General features: G+C 75.3%; 17 protein-coding genes. 7 read left to right on the forward strand and 10 right to left on the reverse strand.

Translation table 11 applies throughout. The features are described from left to right. Positions 1-51: 51 nt before the first annotated feature. Both CRP39_RS05165 and CRP39_RS05170 read right to left on the reverse strand, forming a co-directional pair. Positions 52-936: a universal stress protein gene (locus tag CRP39_RS05165; RefSeq protein WP_097204886.1), complete on the reverse strand. Its 885-nt coding sequence runs from the start codon at positions 934-936 to the stop codon at positions 52-54. Between the two features lie 43 nt (positions 937-979). After that, positions 980-1,426 carry a pyridoxamine 5'-phosphate oxidase family protein gene (locus CRP39_RS05170; protein ID WP_097204888.1) on the reverse strand — a complete coding sequence of 149 codons (447 nt, stop codon included), beginning with the start codon at positions 1,424-1,426 and terminating at the stop codon, positions 980-982. 119 nt (positions 1,427-1,545) lie between these two features. On the opposite strand from CRP39_RS05170, the gene CRP39_RS05175 reads away from it, so the two are divergent. Further along, positions 1,546-2,556 (forward strand): Acg family FMN-binding oxidoreductase, encoded by a 1,011-nt coding sequence (locus CRP39_RS05175; protein WP_097204890.1) that lies wholly within the window; start codon positions 1,546-1,548, stop codon positions 2,554-2,556. A 10-nt stretch (positions 2,557-2,566) separates the two neighbouring features. On the opposite strand, the gene CRP39_RS05180 is transcribed toward CRP39_RS05175, so the two are convergent. The 5 genes from CRP39_RS05180 to malQ form a co-directional block, all read right to left on the reverse strand. Further along, positions 2,567-3,388 carry a DUF998 domain-containing protein gene (locus tag CRP39_RS05180; RefSeq protein WP_097204891.1) on the reverse strand — a complete coding sequence of 274 codons (822 nt, stop codon included), beginning with the start codon at positions 3,386-3,388 and terminating at the stop codon, positions 2,567-2,569. Between the two features lie 13 nt (positions 3,389-3,401). Next, positions 3,402-3,824 carry a hypothetical protein gene (locus tag CRP39_RS05185; protein WP_097205189.1) on the reverse strand — a complete coding sequence of 141 codons (423 nt, stop codon included), beginning with the start codon at positions 3,822-3,824 and terminating at the stop codon, positions 3,402-3,404. Positions 3,825-3,909: 85 nt separating this feature from the next. Further along, positions 3,910-4,110, reverse strand: a complete 201-nt coding sequence (locus CRP39_RS05190; protein ID WP_097204893.1) for a hypothetical protein — start codon at positions 4,108-4,110, stop codon at positions 3,910-3,912. 71 nt (positions 4,111-4,181) lie between these two features. After that, positions 4,182-4,508: a hypothetical protein gene (locus CRP39_RS05195; RefSeq protein WP_245853580.1), complete on the reverse strand. Its 327-nt coding sequence runs from the start codon at positions 4,506-4,508 to the stop codon at positions 4,182-4,184. Between the two features lie 49 nt (positions 4,509-4,557). Further along, a complete protein-coding gene (gene malQ / locus CRP39_RS05200; protein WP_097204894.1) occupies positions 4,558-6,393 on the reverse strand; it encodes a 4-alpha-glucanotransferase in 1,836 nt (611 codons plus the stop codon). A 102-nt stretch (positions 6,394-6,495) separates the two neighbouring features. On the opposite strand from malQ, the gene CRP39_RS05205 reads away from it, so the two are divergent. From CRP39_RS05205 to CRP39_RS05225, 6 genes are all read left to right on the forward strand, one after another. Next, complete coding sequence (locus CRP39_RS05205; RefSeq protein ID WP_097204896.1) at positions 6,496-7,401, forward strand: MerR family transcriptional regulator; 906 nt, start codon at positions 6,496-6,498, stop codon at positions 7,399-7,401. A gap of 102 nt (positions 7,402-7,503) precedes the next feature. Beyond that, positions 7,504-7,701, forward strand: a complete 198-nt coding sequence (locus CRP39_RS27390; protein ID WP_245853581.1) for a hypothetical protein — start codon at positions 7,504-7,506, stop codon at positions 7,699-7,701. After that, positions 7,677-7,910, forward strand: a complete 234-nt coding sequence (locus CRP39_RS27395; protein ID WP_245853583.1) for an EAL domain-containing protein — start codon at positions 7,677-7,679, stop codon at positions 7,908-7,910. Before CRP39_RS27390 ends, CRP39_RS27395 begins: the two co-directional genes overlap by 25 nt. A 245-nt stretch (positions 7,911-8,155) precedes the next feature. Further along, on the forward strand, positions 8,156-9,763 hold the full coding sequence (locus tag CRP39_RS05215) for an HNH endonuclease signature motif containing protein (RefSeq protein ID WP_097204899.1): 1,608 nt from the start codon (positions 8,156-8,158) through the stop codon (positions 9,761-9,763). A 184-nt stretch (positions 9,764-9,947) separates the two neighbouring features. Further along, positions 9,948-10,997, forward strand: coding sequence for a TIGR03885 family FMN-dependent LLM class oxidoreductase (locus tag CRP39_RS05220; RefSeq protein WP_097204901.1), 1,050 nt, complete (start codon positions 9,948-9,950; stop codon positions 10,995-10,997). A gap of 148 nt (positions 10,998-11,145) precedes the next feature. Then, complete coding sequence (locus CRP39_RS05225; RefSeq protein WP_097204902.1) at positions 11,146-12,816, forward strand: alpha-amylase family protein; 1,671 nt, start codon at positions 11,146-11,148, stop codon at positions 12,814-12,816. On the opposite strand, the gene CRP39_RS05230 is transcribed toward CRP39_RS05225, so the two are convergent. The 3 genes from CRP39_RS05230 to CRP39_RS05240 form a co-directional block, all read right to left on the reverse strand. Then, a complete protein-coding gene (locus CRP39_RS05230) occupies positions 12,813-13,595 on the reverse strand; it encodes a 4'-phosphopantetheinyl transferase family protein (RefSeq protein ID WP_097204904.1) in 783 nt (260 codons plus the stop codon). The genes CRP39_RS05225 and CRP39_RS05230 overlap by 4 nt on opposite strands. 150 nt (positions 13,596-13,745) lie before the next feature. Then, entirely contained in the window at positions 13,746-14,807 is a 1,062-nt protein-coding gene (sbnB, locus tag CRP39_RS05235; protein ID WP_097204906.1) for a 2,3-diaminopropionate biosynthesis protein SbnB, read from the reverse strand. After that, complete coding sequence (locus CRP39_RS05240) at positions 14,807-15,799, reverse strand: TauD/TfdA family dioxygenase (protein WP_097205193.1); 993 nt, start codon at positions 15,797-15,799, stop codon at positions 14,807-14,809. Before CRP39_RS05240 ends, sbnB begins: the two co-directional genes overlap by 1 nt. Between the last annotated feature and the right edge of the window lie 8 nt (positions 15,800-15,807).

Below are 15,807 nucleotides of genomic sequence, written 5' to 3' on the forward strand. Positions count from 1 at the left end.
TGAGTGACCGGCGCGCCCGGTGGTGGCCGGGCGCGCCGGGAGTCCGAGCGGTCAGGCGGTGCCGACGGGGGAGCGGGGGACGACGAGCACCGGGCGGTGGGCGCAGTGCAGGAGGGCCCGCGGGACGCTGCCCACGAGGAGCTCGCGGCTGGCCGACCGGCCGCGGCTGCCGACGACGACGACCGCGGCGCCGCGGTTCGCGGCGGTCTCGGCCAGCGTCGAGGCGGTGGCCCGGGCGCTGCCGGGGCGGCCCGAGCAGGGCACGGTGAGCAGCTCGGCGCCGTCCGGGGCGGTCGGGCCGGGGCCGGGACCCGGCTCGGCGACGGCGACCAGCAGCTGCCGGCGGCTCGGGAAGAGCGCGGCGGCGGAGTCGATCGCCCGGGCCGCGCCGGCCGAGCCGTCGGTGCCGACCAGGACCGGCCCCGAGGTGGCCGCGGCCCACTCGGAGGTGGTCAGCGGGTAGGGCACCACCAGGACGGGGACGGGGCTGACGTGGACCACGAGCTCCGACACGCTGCCCAGCGCGGCCCGCACGCCGCCGAGGCCGCGGGTGCCGACGACGACGAGGTCGGCGTCCATCTCCTCCGCCGTCCGGGCGAACTGGTAGCCGTCGCCACCGAAGGCGCGCTTGACCATGGGCTCGGCCTCCCAGCCGGCCGCGCGGGCCAGCTTGACACCGTTGCCGGCCAGGCGCTCGGCCTCGGCCCGGCCCTCGGTCTCCAGCAGCTCGCCGAGCTGCTGCAGCCCGGAGGCGCGGCCGGCCAGCCGCTGCCGCAGCTCCGGTGAGGTGAAGGGCGGCTCCCACAGGTGCAGGACCGACGCGGTGGCCGACGGCACGAGGGTGGCCGCCGCCTCGATCGCGTTCACCGCGCTCGGCGAGCCGTCGTAGCCGACGATCACGCGCAGGGGCCGTCCGGCGGAGTCAGGGGCGCTCATGGCCGCATTCTCCCCGACGCGGTGCCGATCGTGGGCCGAGGTGTCACAGGTAGGCCCGGGGGTCCACGGCCGGGGGCAGCTCCCCGGGGACGATGCGCCGCCCGGTGACGTCGTGCGGGATCAGCCGCAGCCAGTGGCCGGCGTCGCCGGGCGCCCAGGGCTCGACGCCGGTGGCGTGGGTGCGGGCGACCAGGTCGGCGCGGTGCTCGCCGCCGACCTCCTCGGCCTGGCCGCGGACCAGCACGCTCCAGCCACTGCGGGTCCGCCGGTCGATCTCGTCCACCTCGAAGGTGACGTTGGCGTGTTCGGCGGCGGCGAGCTTGGTGCCGGCGCGGGTGCGGATGACGATCGTCGTCCCGTCGAGGGCGAAGTTCACCGGGAAGATCAACGGGTGGTGCTCGGCGTTCACGCCCAGCCGGCCGATCTCCTGCGTGGCCAGCAGCCGGTAGCACTCGTCGGTCGGGATCTCCTCGAGGGACGCATCCGTCATGGCCCCATCTTCGGGGGCGACGCGGGGGTCGTGCACGCCACGTGCAGCGGGAGCGGCCCATGGGGTAGGCAGGACGCGGGCCCCGCCGCGGGGTGCCGGACCCGGCCGGAGGAGCGCAGATGGACGAGCAGGACTGGGCCGCGGTGGTGCGTGCCGCCATCCGGGCGCCGTCGATCCACAACACGCAGCCCTGGTGGTTCACCGCGACGCCCGATCGGCTGGAGCTGCACCTGGACCGCGAGCGCGCGTTGCCGGTCCTCGACCCGACCGGCCGGCAGCAGGTGATCAGCTGTGGGGTCGCGGCCGAGTTCGCCGCGGTGGCGCTGCGGGCCTCCGGTGTCGAGCCGACCGTTGACCTGCTGCCCGACCCCGCCGACCCCGACCACCTGGCGACCGTGCACGCCGGGCCCGCGCGCGAGGTGACGGCGGAGGACCGTGCCCTGGCCGAGGCGATCGGCCGACGGCACACCGAGCGGGCGCCCTTCCAGCCCCGCGCCGTGCCGGACGAGCTCGTCGACCGGGTGCAGGCCGACGCCGGCCGGCTGGGGGTGTGGCTCAAGCCGATCAACGAGTCGGAGGAGGAGGTCGCGACCGTCTTCCTCATCTCCCGGGCCGAGGAGATCGAGCGCAGCGACCCCGGGTACGTGGCCGAGCTGCAGCGCTGGCTGCGCACCGACCCGGCGGCGGTGGACGGCGTCCCGGTCGAGGCGGTCCCGAGCGAGGACCCCGCCACCCGGCCGTCGAACTGGCTGATCCGCGACTTCGTCGTCGGCAGCCGGGGCGGACACTCCGCGTTCCTGCCCGAGGGCGACGCCACCGCACCGCCGCCTGCGGTCGAGCGGCCCACGGTCGTCCTGCTCGGCACGGACAACGACGACCGGACGGCGTGGCTGCTCGCCGGCCGGGCGCTGGGCCGGCTGCTGCTGGAGGCGACCACCCACGGGCTGGCCGCCTCGCCGCTCACCCAGGCCCTGGACTGGCCGGCCACCCGCGCCCGGATGCGGACCCGGCTGTCGCTGGTGGGCCACCCGCAGATGCTGCTGCGCATGGGCTACCCGTCGACGGAGGGTGCGCCGCACTCGGGCCGGCGTCCGGTCGCCGAGGTGCTGCGCTACTCGACGGCGGGCTGACCGGCCCGGTTCACCCGCGGCGGTCGGTGCTGGCCCAGGGGTCGTCGGGGTCGAAGTCGTCGTCGGCGGGCTCGGCGGGCCGGGCGGGTGTCGGGCCGGCGGGGCCGGCCGCGGACCGGGGGCGGTCGGCCCGCGCCGCGGCCTCGAGCGCGGCGTCCCGCTCGCGGGCCTGCTCGGCCCGTGCGGTCCGCGCCTGCTCCCGCAGCTCGCGGCGGGTGGGCCGGTCGCCGGAGATGGGCCGGTCGCGCAGCCGCCAGAGGCCGGCGCCGGCGATCGCCAGCCCGATCGGCACGACGTAGGCGGCGGCTCGCTCGGTGCCGCCCTCGCCGAGGTAGCTGGTGATGCCCGCGACGAAGAAGACGGTCATCGCCGTGCCGACGAGACCCAGCAGCGCCAGTGCCGTGCCCAGCGCCTCGGAGCGCCGTCGCACGGCGTAGGCGAGTGCGATGAGCCCGAGCCCGCCGCCGACCAGGTACAGCCCGGCGCCGGCCTCGTGCACGGCCTGCTGCCCGTCCATCGGGAACACCCCGACCACCAGCACCCCGATGCCCGCCGCGGCGAGCAGCGCCGGTGCGACCCTGCCGGCGGTGCCGGCCAGCGCCGGGCGCAGGAGCAGGTTCCCGGTGGCGATGAGCAGGCCCTGGACGACGAACGAGGCGTTCATCAGCAGGTGCCCGGGCGAGGTCCCGGCGCCGAGTTCGCTGATCAGGGCATCGGCGCGGGAGTAGCCGCCGGCCTGCAGCTGCACGACCGTCTCGACGACGAAGAACTGCAGGGTCAGCAACCAGGCGAGCGCGCCCCAGCGGTACCGGGTGGGAGTCACGGAGGCCATGGTCCCAGGCCGGTCAGCCCCGGTCCGCCAGCCGGGCGAGGACGGCGGCGAACGCCGCCTCCGACAGCCAGGAGGGGTTGCTGCCGGCGGGCATGCGCAGCACCTCGGCGGTGAGGAAGGCGGGATCGGCGAGCAGCTCGGCCCGGGGCACCGGCTCGGCCAGCCGGGTGAGCCGGACGGCGACGACCGGGCCGTCGGCGCGGTCCTCGGGCTCGCCGGTGACCTCGCCGACCGCGTGCACGCCCGGAGCGGTGCGCCCGCTGACCCACAGCAGGCAGGGCTGCCCGGGCCGCACCAGGTCCAGGCGGTAGGAGCGGCGCACGCAGCGGGTGAGGTCTCGTGCCGCACCGGCCGGCCACCCCGGCTCGAGGGCCTCCGACGGGCGCGTGGACTTGAGCACCCAGCAGGCGACGTCGCCCGGCGCGAGGCGCCTCACCGCCGGGGACACGGGCAGCGGCTCAGCGGCAGCCGGGGACGGCACCAGGCCGCGGTGCGGTCCGGAGGACCGCAGGGTGCACAGATCAGTCCGTCGCGGAGTGCTGCTCGGCGCCGGCGGGGTCGGCGTCGTCGGAGTCGACCAGCTGCCGCTCCTGCTCGGTGCGGTGCTGGAGGGCGTCGTCGTTGGGGCGGTCGTAGCCGCCACCGTGCTGGGCGCGGTCGCGCGGGGCGGACTCGGTCGGCTCGATGACGTCGTCGAGGGTGGGGCGGTCGGGCTCGCTCATCGGGGTGCTCCGCTTCGTCGGGGATGTCCGTCCCGGAACCCATAGCCAGCCCGCCGCCGCGCCAACCGTGATCAGCGCTGCTCGAGCAGCGCCGCCGGCACCCAGGCCTCGACCAGCACCGGCCCGTGCGGGCCGGCCAGCGCGTAGGTGACGCGGCCGAGCCACCCGCCGTCACCCTGCTGCCACTCGACCAGCAGCCCCGGCCACACGCCCGGCGCTCCCGGTGGGTCGTGCACCCAGCAGTGCCGGCCCCGGCCGTCGGCCCGGCGACCGGCGGGGGCGGCCGCCGGGCGGGGCGGTCCGGGCGCCGCCGGGGCGGCGGCACCCACCCCCGACTCCGCTGCCCGCTCCCCGAGCGAGCGGCGGCCCGAGCGTCCTGGGTGCATGCCGCCGGCCATGGAGTGAGTCTGGCACGCCGATCGAACGCGTGTTCGATCGACGCACCGGTCAGCCGCCCGGCGTGACCGCCGTCGCCAGGGTCTCGGCCACGGCCGTGACCAGCGGGTGCGCCGGCAGGTCCTCCACGGTCACCGGCAGCGGCAGCGACCAGTTGGGCCGGTCGGTGGTTCCTGGCATGTTGGGTCGGCGCTGCTCGGCCACGGCGTCGTCCAGGGTCGCCGACAGCAGCAGCGACGGCGCCTGCGCCAGCAGCTGGTGGGCCCGCTCGACCGCCGTCTCGGGCCGGGCGTTCCTCCGGACGCCGGGCAGCCGCTCCAGCAGGGCGGCGCGGCCGCGCTCGAGCTCCTCGTCGGTGCCGGTGCCGTGCTCCCGCTGCTCCTCGAGGTCCGCGCCGCTCCACAGCCCGGCGACGGTCGGCAGGTCGTGGGTGGTGATCGCCGCCATCGCCTCGGCCGGCCACGTGGCGGGCTCGTCCTCCTCGAACCACAGCAGCCGGTAGCTGAGGATCCCGTGCTCGGCCAGCGCCTCGCGGACGCCGTCCTCCACGGTGCCGAGGTCCTCGCCGACGACGACGGCCTGGGCGCGGTGGCTCTCCAGGGCGACGATGTCGAGCAGGTCCTCGGCGGGGTAGCGCACGTACGCGCCGTCGGCGGGGCCGGCGTCGCCGGGCACCCACCACAGCCGGAACAGGCCCATGACGTGGTCGATGCGCAGGCCGCCGGCGCCGGCTATCGTGGCGCGGATCGACTGGATGAACGGCTCGTAGTCCACCGCCCGCAGCCGCCACGGGATGAGCGGGGGCGAGCCCCAGTCCTGGCCCTGGGAGTTGAAGGCGTCCGGGGGTGCCCCGACGCTCGCGCCGGAGGCCAGCACGTCCTGCCAGGTCCAGGCGTCGGCGCCGCCACCGGCGACGCCGATCGGGAGGTCCTGGATGACGGTCATGCCCTCGGTCGCGGCCGACAGTTGCAGGTGCAGCGCCCACTGCAGCCAGGCGTGGAAGGCGATGTCGCGCTCGTGCTCCGCCACGAAGGAGCCGACGGCGCCGCTGCGCGGGTCCCGCAGCTCCTCGGGCCAGGCGTGCCAGTCGGGGCCGTGCTCGTCGGCGAGGGCGCACCAGGTGGCCCAGTCCTGCAGCGGCTGGCCCTGGTGCCACCACCAGTCGGGGAACGCGGGGTCGTCGCGGCCGGTGGCGTCGAACACCCGGCGCAGCACCGCCCGCTTGCGGGCCCAGATCGCGTCGCGGTCGATCAGGCCGCCCTCGTTGAGCGCGCGGCCGGCGTCCTCCTCGAGGTCGACGGTGCCCGCGCCGCGCACCTCCGCGACACGCAGGTAGACCGGGTTGCGGAAGCGCCGGGTGGCCGGCAGGTAGGGACTGGCCTCCTGGCCCGGCGTCGGCGCGACGGCGTGCAGCGGGTTGATGAGCACGAAGCCCGCCCCCTGTCCCGCAGCCATCTCCCGGACGGCGCGCAGGTCGGCGAGGTCGCCGATGCCCCAGCTCCCGCGGCTGCGGGTGGCGTAGAGCTGGACCGCCCAGCCCCAGGTGCGCTCCTCGGGCAGCCAGCAGCGCCCGGGCGAGACGACCAGGCGCCGGCGGGGGCCGCCAGGGGCCTGCAGCCAGTGGTAGCCGAGCGGGAAGTCCTCGGTCAGCTCGCCGTCCACGTGCCGGACCGAGCCGTCCTCGCAGGTCACCTCGGCCTCGTCGACCTCCAGCGCGTCCCCGGGCCGGGCCACGATCGGAGCGCGGTCCTCGAGGTCGGCCGGGGGCGTGCCGATCACCTCCCGCAACCGCTCGATGGTCGTCTCGGCGACGGGGTGTTCCTCGTCGGAGGCGTCGAGCCAGCTGGCGTCGATGCCCCACTCGTCGGTGGTCGGGGTGCGCGTCACCCCTCGATACTCCCCAGTGACCGCCCCGTGCGCAGTGCAAGGCGGGAGTGGTGCCGGTCTCGCTCTTGACCCTCCAGCCGCTGGAGGGTGCAGGGTCGGGTCGTGGACGACGGGGCGCTGACGATCGGGCAGCTGGCGGGCCGGCTGGGGGTGCCGGTCCGGACGGTGCGGTTCTGGTCCGACGAGGGGCTGGTCGACCCGCCGGCCCGGTCGGCGGGCGGGTACCGGCTCTACGACGCCGCGGCGGTGGCCCGGCTGGACCTGGTGCGCACCTTGCGCGAGCTCGGGCTGGGCCTGCCCGCGATCCGCGAGTTGCTGGCGCGGCGGCGCACGGTGGCCGAGGTCGCCGCCGAGCACGTGCGCGCCCTGGACGCCGAGATCCGGCTGCTGCGCCTGCGCCGCACCCTGCTGCGCTTCGTGGCCACGGCCGGGACGACGACGGAGGAGATGAGGATCGTGCACGACCTGGCAGCGCTGTCCGCCCGCGAGCGGCAGCAGATGATCGACGAGTTCGTGGCGCGGGCGTTCGCCGGCCTGCCCGACGACGCCCCGGGCGCGGGCATCGCCGCCGGCATGCGGTCGCTGCCCGCCGAGCTGCCGGAGGAGCCGACGACGGAGCAGGTCGGCGCCTGGCTGGAGCTGGCCCACCTGGTGGCCGACCCGTCCTTCGCCGACCGCGTGCGGGAGATGGCCGTGGCCGGTGCCGGGGCGACCCCGGAGGAGCCGGACACGCTGGGCGCCGACGCCGGGCGGATGGTCACCCTCGGCCGGCGGGCGCTCGCCGACGGGGTCACCGCGGGGACGCCGGCGGCCGAGGCGCTGGTGGCGGAGTGGCTGGGTGAGGTCGGGTCCGGACGGCGGTCGGAGCTGGCCGACCGGCTGGCCACGTTCACCGACGCCCGGGTCGAGCGCTACTGGCAGCTGCTCGGCGTCCTCAACGGGTGGCCGCCGTTCGAGCCGTCGGTGCCGGCGGTCGAGTGGTGGATCGCCGCGCTGCGGGCGGGCTGACCGGCTCACGCCTGCGGGTGGACTCGCGCGGCGCCGTCTCCGGGGACGGCGCCGCGCGGCCGATGTGGTCAGGTGACGCAGCCCCGAGGGGAAGGCCCCACCGTGGACGACCGCACGGCAGCACCGCTCGCCGACTGGGCCCGGGACGTGCTGCTCGGGCTGGTGCTCGCCGCCGAGTTCGTCGCCGCGCACCTGGCGGTCGGCGGCAGCCGCGTGCCGTCGACATCCTCAAGATCGACCGGTCGTTCGTCAGCACGATCGACGACGCCGAGGCGATGCCGGCGATCCTGCGCGGACTGATCAGCCTGGGCCACACGCTGGACCTGGAGATCGTCGCCGAGGGGATCGAGCAGGAGCAGCAGCGGACGCACCTGCGCGACGGGCAGGTCGGCCTGGCGCAGGGCTACCTGTTCGCCACGCCGCTGGAGCGCACCGACGCCGAGCCGCTGCTGCTGGGCGGAGCGACGACGCCGACCGCCGACGAGCCGGGGACCAGCGCCCCCGCCTGAGCACCGCCGACCCTCGTGCTGTGGGCGGCTGTGGGCTGGCGCTGTTGATCATGGGCTTGGAGCGGCTGGTGGCGGCGTGTCCTGCCGTGTCGCCGGCATCGACCCCATGATCAACGTGGTGGCCGGGTGGGGAGACCCGGCGGGGCCTCTCGTCCGGGACGACGGGCGTCTCGTGTCGTGGTCCTCGCCGCGTCGGTGCTGGTCAGCAGCCCGGAAGTGTCGTACCTCCGGCCTAGGTTGGGGGCATGTCGGTGGTGGGGCGGTTCGCGGTCGGGGTGTCGGTGCTCCCCGTCGATGTCGCGCCGCCCACGGCATGGGAGCTGGCCGATCCTGAGCCGTGGCCGGTGGCGGCGACGCTGGTCGAGATGTTGCCGCCGCGGCGTACCGAGGCGGATGTGGTGGCGGTGCTGGGGCAGATCACCGCTGCGGAGGCGATGCTGGCCGGACTGCGGGCGCAGGTGGTGACCGAGTTCGCCGCGCTGCGCCCGGACACGTGGGACCGCCGCCCCGCGCGGCCCGGCGCCGCCGCCGATGCCGACGAGCCGGCGGGCGCGGTGAGCGAGTTCTTCGCCGATGAGCTGGCGCTGGTGCTGAACTGTTCCCGAACCGAGGCGACGACGGTCACCGAGCGCTCGACCACGCTGATCGAGTCGCTGCCGGCGACGTTCGCCGCACTCGCGGAGGGGCGGTTGGACTGGCCGCGGGCGCGGGCGATCACCGCCGAACTGGGCCAGCCCGCCCGCGGCACGGATCCGGCGGTCATCGGCGCAGTGGAGGACGCGGTCCTGCCGCACGCTTCAGGATTGTCCGTGCGGGGGGTGCGGGAGGCGGTGCGCCGGGAGCTGGCCGCCCGCGATGCCGCGGCCTCCGAACGCCGCCGCCGGGATGCCCAGCGCGGTGCGGACGTGCGGCTGCGCCCGGTCGGGGACGGCATGAGTGAGCTGGTGGCCACGATGCCGGCCGAGCTGGCCGCCGCGTGCCGGCACGTCGTCGACGCCGCCGCCCGCGCCGCCAGGAGCGCCGGGGATGAGCGGCCGCTGGGGATGCTGCGGGTCGGCGCGCTGGGCGACCTCCTCCTCGACCCCTGGGACACCGAGCGGGAGTCGGTGACCGCGCACCTGACCGTCACCGCCCCCCTGAACGCGCTCACCCCGGACCGCTTCCTGGACCAGGGCGCCGGCCTGCCTTCGGTGTTCGCCCGGCCGCAGGCGGTGGCCGAACCGACCGGGGCGGTCGACGGCACCCCGATCACCGCCGCGCATCTGCGCGAGCTGCTCACCCAGCTGGACGCCTTGTGCCCGGGCGGGCTGCAGGCCCCGCCCGGCGGCAGCCTCACCCTGGCGATCACCGATCCCGACGGGGCGCTGCTGGCCACCACCACCCGCCGTGAGCTGCAGCGCCTGGTGCGCCGCGGCTGCCCCACCCACGGGCACACCGGTTGCCGGTGCGCGGTGCTGGACCGCCCGCCGGCGACCGGCGCCTACAGCCCCACCGCCGCCCAGCGCCGGTGGGTGCAGGCCCGGGACCGCACCTGCCGGCACCCCGGCTGCGCCACCAGGGCCGGCTGGTCCGATCTGGACCACGCCGTCGCCCGCTCCTGCGGCGGGGCGACGGCGTGCGAGAACCTGTGCTGCCTGTGCCGGCGTCACCACCGGTTGAAGACCTTCGCCCCCCGCTGGCGGCACACCCTGACCCCCGACGGCACCCTGACCGTCACCACACCCAGCGGCGTCACCCGCACCAGCCGACCGCCCGGCCTCCGACCACCGGGCCTGCGACTCACCGGACCCCGCGTGCTCACCGGACCACCACCACCGCCACCGGACCCGGACGACGACCCACCACCTTTCTGACCTCGGCCGGAGGACTCCGGCTGCCGGGAGTAGGGATCGATGTCGGCACGGCCCTCGCTCGTCCCAGGTCGGCGCCTGAACGGGAGTCGTGCGTGCGCGGGCGGCCGCCCGGGACAGGCCCGGAGCACACCGCGGCACACGACCGGGGTTCCGATGCCGGGTCGGGCGGGGTAGGGGAGGGCGCATGACGGTGATCGGCTTCCACAACTCGCACGAGCAGGTCCACCCCGCGGCGCTGCTGGAGGCCGTCCAGCACGCTGAACAGGTGGGCTTCACCGCCGCGATGTGCTCCGACCACCTGACCCCGTGGAACCCGCGGCAGGGGCACTCCGGGTTCGCCTGGTCGTGGCTGGGCGCGGCCATGGCCACCACGGGGCTGCCCTTCGGCGCCGTGAACGCCCCGGGTCAGCGCTACCACCCGGTGATCGTCGCCCAGGCGGTCGCCACCCTCGGCGCGATGTTCCCCGGCCGGTTCTGGGTTGCGCTGGGCAGCGGCGAGGCGATGAACGAGCACGTCACCGGCGACAAGTGGCCGCGCAAGGAGCTGCGCGACGCCCGGCTGCGCGAGTGCGTCGACGTCATCCGCGCCCTGCTGGCCGGTGAGGAGGTCAGCCACGAGGGGCTGGTCACCGTCGACCGCGCCCGCGTCTACACCCTCCCGGACCAGCAGCCGGCCCTCATCGCCCCCGCGGTCAGCGTCGAGACCGCCCGCCGCGGCGCCGACTGGGCCGACGGCCTGGTCACCATCAACCAGCCGCACGACAAGCTGCGCGACATGATCGCCGCGTACCGGGACGCCGGCGGCCAGGGCAAGCTGATCCTGCAGGTGCACGTCTCCTGGGACTCCGATCCCGACCGGGCCCTCGCGCTGGCGCACGACCAGTGGCGCAGCAACGTCTTCCCCCCGCCGCTGTGCTGGGACCTCGACAGCCCTGCGGCCTTCGAGCAGGCCAGTGCCCACGTGACGCCGGAGGGGGTCACCGACGCCGTCCGGGTCTCCGCCGACCTCGGCCAGCACGCCGCCTGGATCGCCGAGTACGTCGAGCTCGGCTTCGACGACGTCTACCTGCACCAGGTCGGCGGCGACCAGATCGCCTTCCTCGACGCCTTCGGGGAGAAGGTGCTGCCGCGGCTCGACGTCACGGCGCCCGGGCCCGCCGTCGCGATCGACCCGCAGGGCCCGGCCGGCCCGCGCCGCCCGGAGCAGGAGCCGCACCCGGCCGGCATCGCCTGAACCGCTCCCACCTGCGCATCGCCGGGCGCTGGCAGGACCACCTGCTCTTCCAGCTGTTCGACGAGCCGGCGAACCGAGCGCGCGGGTCGCCCCGGGCACCGAAGTGCGGTAGGGACGACGGGCACGCCCCCGAGGAGAGGACGCCGCCATGCGCATCACCGACACGAGCGACCTCTGGTGGAAGACCGCGGTCGTCTACTGCCTCGACGTCGAGACCTACCTGGACTGGAACGGCGACGGGTGCGGCGACTTCGCCGGACTCGCGCAGCGGATCGACCACCTCGCCGACCTCGGCGTCACCTGCCTGTGGCTGATGCCCTTCTACCCGACCGCCGAGCGCGACGACGGCTACGACATCACCGACTTCTACGGCGTGGACCCGCGCCTGGGCACCCACGGTGACCTGGTCGAGGTCGTCCGGACGGCGAACGACCGCGGCCTGCGGGTGATCGTCGACCTCGTCGTCAACCACACGTCCGTCCAGCACCCGTGGTTCCAGCGCGCCCGGCAGAGCAGGGACGACCCCTTCCACGGCTTCTACGTCTGGCGCGACGACGAGCCACCGGACACCTCCGAGCAGGTGGTGTTCCCCGACCAGGAGAACAGTCTCTGGACGTTCAACAAGCCGACCGGGGAGTGGTACCAGCACCGCTTCTACAAGGAGCAGCCCGACCTCAACGTGGCCGACCCGCGGGTGCGGGACGAGGTCGCCAAGATCATGGGCTTCTGGCTGCAGCTGGGCCTGTCCGGCTTCCGCGTCGACGCCGTCCCGTTCTTCCTCGAGGTGGAGCCGGACGACGCCGGGGAGCTGCCCGACCCGCACGAGTACCTGCGCGACCTGCGCTCGTTCCTCGGCCGCCGCACCGGCGACGGGATCCTGCTGGGGGAGGTGAACCTCCCGCACGAGCAGCAGGTCGAGTTCTTCGGCGGCGCGGACGGCGACGAGCTGACCATGCTCTTCGACTTCGTCGGCATGCAGGCGATGTACCTGTCGCTGGCCCGCGAGGACGCCGCCCCGCTCCGCCGGGCCCTCACCGAGCGCCCGGCCGTGAACCCCGACAGCCAGTGGGCCACCTTCGTCCGCAACCACGACGAGCTCACCCTCGACAAGCTCTCCGACGACGAGCGCCAGGAGGTCTTCGCCGCCTTCGGTCCCGAGGAGCGCATGCAGGTCTACGGCCGCGGCCTGCGCCGCCGGCTGCCACCGATGCTGGACGGCGACCCGCGACGGGTCCGCATGGTCTACAGCCTGCTGTTCTCCCTGCCGGGCACCCCGGTGCTGTTCTACGGCGAGGAGATCGGGATGGGGGAGGACCTCGACGCCGAGGGCCGCCTCGCCGTCCGGACGCCGATGCAGTGGACCTCCGGCCCCAACGGTGGGTTCTCCACCGCCGACCCCGACCAGCTACCCGGCCCCGTGGTGGACGGCGGGTTCGCCCCCGAGTTCGTCAACGTCGCCGACCAGCGGCACGACCCCGACTCGCTGCTGTCGTTCATGAAGCTGCTCATCCGCCGCTACCGGGAGTCCCCGGAGCTCGGCTGGGGCTCCTACGCGGTGCTGGAGCAGCCGCACCCGGAGGTGCTGGCCCATCTGTGCAGCTGGGACGACGGGACGCTGGTCGCCGTCCACAATCTCGGCCCGGAACCCCGCAAGGTGCCGCTGACCCTCGCCGACTGCGGGCCCGAGCACCGGCTGGTCGACCTGCTGGAGGCCGGTGCGGAGCCGATCGACGACGACGGCGGGGTCGAGCTCGCCCTCGACGGCTACGGGTACCGCTGGCTGCGGGTGGTCGCCCCGGGCAGCCGCCGCCTGGTCTAGAGCTCCTGGAGGACCGGGCCGGCGTCCCACTCGTGGAGCTCGATCGGCGCGTCGCCCACGACGGCCAGCGCACCGGCGAACCCCCGGGGTGGGCGCAGCTCGTGCAGCGTCAGCTGCTCGCGGACGCCGTCCCACCGCAGCACGCGGGCCGGCGACGACGGCGGTGAGACGACGAGCCGGTGCAGGGGGACCCCGATGCCCGCCCCGGTGGCCTTGACCACGGCCTCCTTGCGGGTCCAGTAGGTGGTGAACGCGTCGGCGCGGCGCGCGGCCGGCAGCCACGCCAGTTCGGCCCGCTCCTCCGGGGCGAGGATCCAGTCGGCGACCCAGGCCAGCTCGGCGGCGTCCACCCGGCCGAGCTGCTCGACGTCGACGCCGACGGCGCGCTCCTGGACCACCGCGACGGTCACCCAGCGGCCGGAGTGGGAGACGGAGAAGTGCAGGTCCGGCGCCGCCAAGAGGCGGGGTTTGCCGTCCTGCCCACCGCAGCGCGGGCAGCTGCGGTCGATCTCCAGCGAGGCCGGGTGCCGCCCCGTGTGCGCGCCGAGGACGACCCGGACGACGGCCGCGGCCACTGTGCACCGCTGCCGGTCGACCGGCTGGGTGAACCGTGCTCGCCGCTCGAGGTCCGCCGGGCTCAGCAGGGCGTCGTGCGACGGCCGGGCGTCGTCCAGCCGCGCCCACCACACCTGGCCGACACCGGGGACCAGCGGGGGGATGCGGCCCCCCGGGCAACCGGCGGTGAGCTCGGCGAGGTGCCGCGCGTCCATGCCCGTCATCTCTGGTCCTCCTCCACTGGCGGGCCGTCGTCGGAGCTGTCGAGGACCCCGTCCCGGGCGCCGCACGCCCCGGGAGGGGGCGTGCGGGCACCGGCGGTCACTGACGGACCCCTCGACCGGGCCGGTCAGGTCCCCGCTCCGGGGCCGATGTCATCCGTACCGGCGGAGCTCCGAGAAGAAGTCGTCGACGACGTGCAGGTCCCCGGCGCGGGCGACCTCGTCGTAGACCAACTTGCCGACCGCGAGATCGAGGACCCCGAGACCGAAGGGGGAGAAGACGACCGTGCGGTCCGCCGGCACGGGGACCCGCCCGGACATGACGTCGTCCAGCGTGCCGCTCAGGAAGTCCCGGTTGCCCGTGAGCTGCTCGACCAGGTGCGGCGAGGTGTCGGCCTTCAGGCAGTGCTCGACGTCGTCGACGACGTTGACCGCGTCCAGCAGGACCTCCGGCGCGAGGTCGCGCAGCGACACGTGCAGCACCACCGGGTGGTGGTCGAACCAGGACGGGTCGGTGACGTGCGGCTGTCCGGCGACGGTGGCGAAGACGACCAGGTCACTGGCGCGGATCAGCTGTTCGGGGTCGTCGTACAGGGTGACCTTGCCGGCGCCGCCGGACCGCTCCAGGTAGCCGCGGAAGCCGGTGCGGCTGTCGGCGGACAGGTCGAAGACGCCCGTCTCGTCGAACGACCAGCCCGTCCCCGACAGGAACGTGTGGATGTAGCGGGCGATCAGGCCCGCCCCGAAGAAGCCGACGCGGGCCGGGCGCGGCCGGCCGCGGGTGAGCCAGTCCGCCGCCGCCGCGGCCGACGCGGCCGTCCGGGTCGCGCTGATGACCGAGGCCTCCAGGCAGGCGAACGGGTAGCCGGTGTCGTGGTCGTTGAGGATCAGCACGGCCGAGGCCCGGGGGACGCCGGACGCGACGTTGTCGGGGAAGCTGGAGATCCACTTGAGTCCGTCCACCCGCACCTGCCCGCCGATGGAGGCGGGCAGCGCGATGATCCGGGCGGTGGGACGGTCGGGGAAGCGGAGGAAGTAGGACGGCGGGTTCACCGAGTCCCCGGCGCCGTGCAGCCGGTAGGTGGCCTCGACGAGTTCCACGATCTGCTTCTCCCGGCCCTGGAGCGCGGACTGCACCCGGGCGCCGGGGATCACCGCGAACGGTGGCACGGTGCGCGGCGGGGACTGCGCCGCGGTGGCACGGACGTCGGTCATCAGGCGGTCCCCTCCCGGGCCGGGTCGGTCAGACGCACCGGGTCGGCCATTCCCACGAGCACCTCACGGGGGCCCTCGTAGGCCTCCCTGCTGTGGGCGGTGCGGATGTTGTCGACGAGCATCAGGTCGCCGGCCTGCCACGGCTCCCGCGCGGTGCAGGCCTCGTAGACCTCGTTGAGCAGGTGCACGACGTCCTCGCCGATCGGGTCGCCGTTGCCGAAGCGGGAGTTGAACGGCAGCCCGTCCTCGCCGTAGACGTCCACCAGGAACTCGTGCACCTCGGGCGCCATCGTCCACTCGTTGAGGAACGCGACCTGGTTGAACCAGCACCGCCGGCCCGTGACCGGGTGCCGCACGACGGCGTGGCGACGCTGCCGGGTGCGCAGCCCACCGTCGGGCTGCCACTCGAACTCGATGGCGTTGGCCCGGCAGTAGCTCTCGACGGCGTCGCGGTCGTCGGTGCCGAAGGACTCGGCGACGGTGGCCCCGATCTCGTCGTTGTAGCTGCGGGCGAGCAGCCAGCCCTCCCGCTCGAACCGGGCGACCAGGCCGGCGGGCAGCGCGTCGAGCACGGCCGTCGCGTCGGCCACCGCGGTCGCGCCGCCGGCCGTGGGCGCGGTGAGGCAGGCGAAGAGCATCAGGCCGGGGACCTCGAGCCGGTAGCTCAGCTCGTGGTGCATGCACATGGGCTGGTTCGCCGGCCACTTGGTCGAGGAGTACACCCCGTCGGAGTGGACCTGCCGCTCGGCGAAGGCCTCCCGCTCGGGCATCAGGCCGTCGGACAGCCGCCCGAAGACGGCCGCCACCTCGGCCGCGTCGCGCAGCCCGAGCCCGCGGACCAGCACCGAACCGTGCTCGACGACCGCTGACCGCAGGGCCTCCCGGTGCTCGGCCGCCCAGGACAGGGCGTCGCCGGTGGCCTCGACCCGCAGGATCGGTGGCCGGTGGGGGTGCTGTTCGACGTCGAGCGTGGACGCCGGGGAGGACGACATCGTGGTGC

This window comes from Geodermatophilus sabuli (genome assembly GCF_900215145.1).
GTDB classification, from domain to species: Bacteria; Actinomycetota; Actinomycetes; order Mycobacteriales; family Geodermatophilaceae; genus Geodermatophilus; species Geodermatophilus sabuli.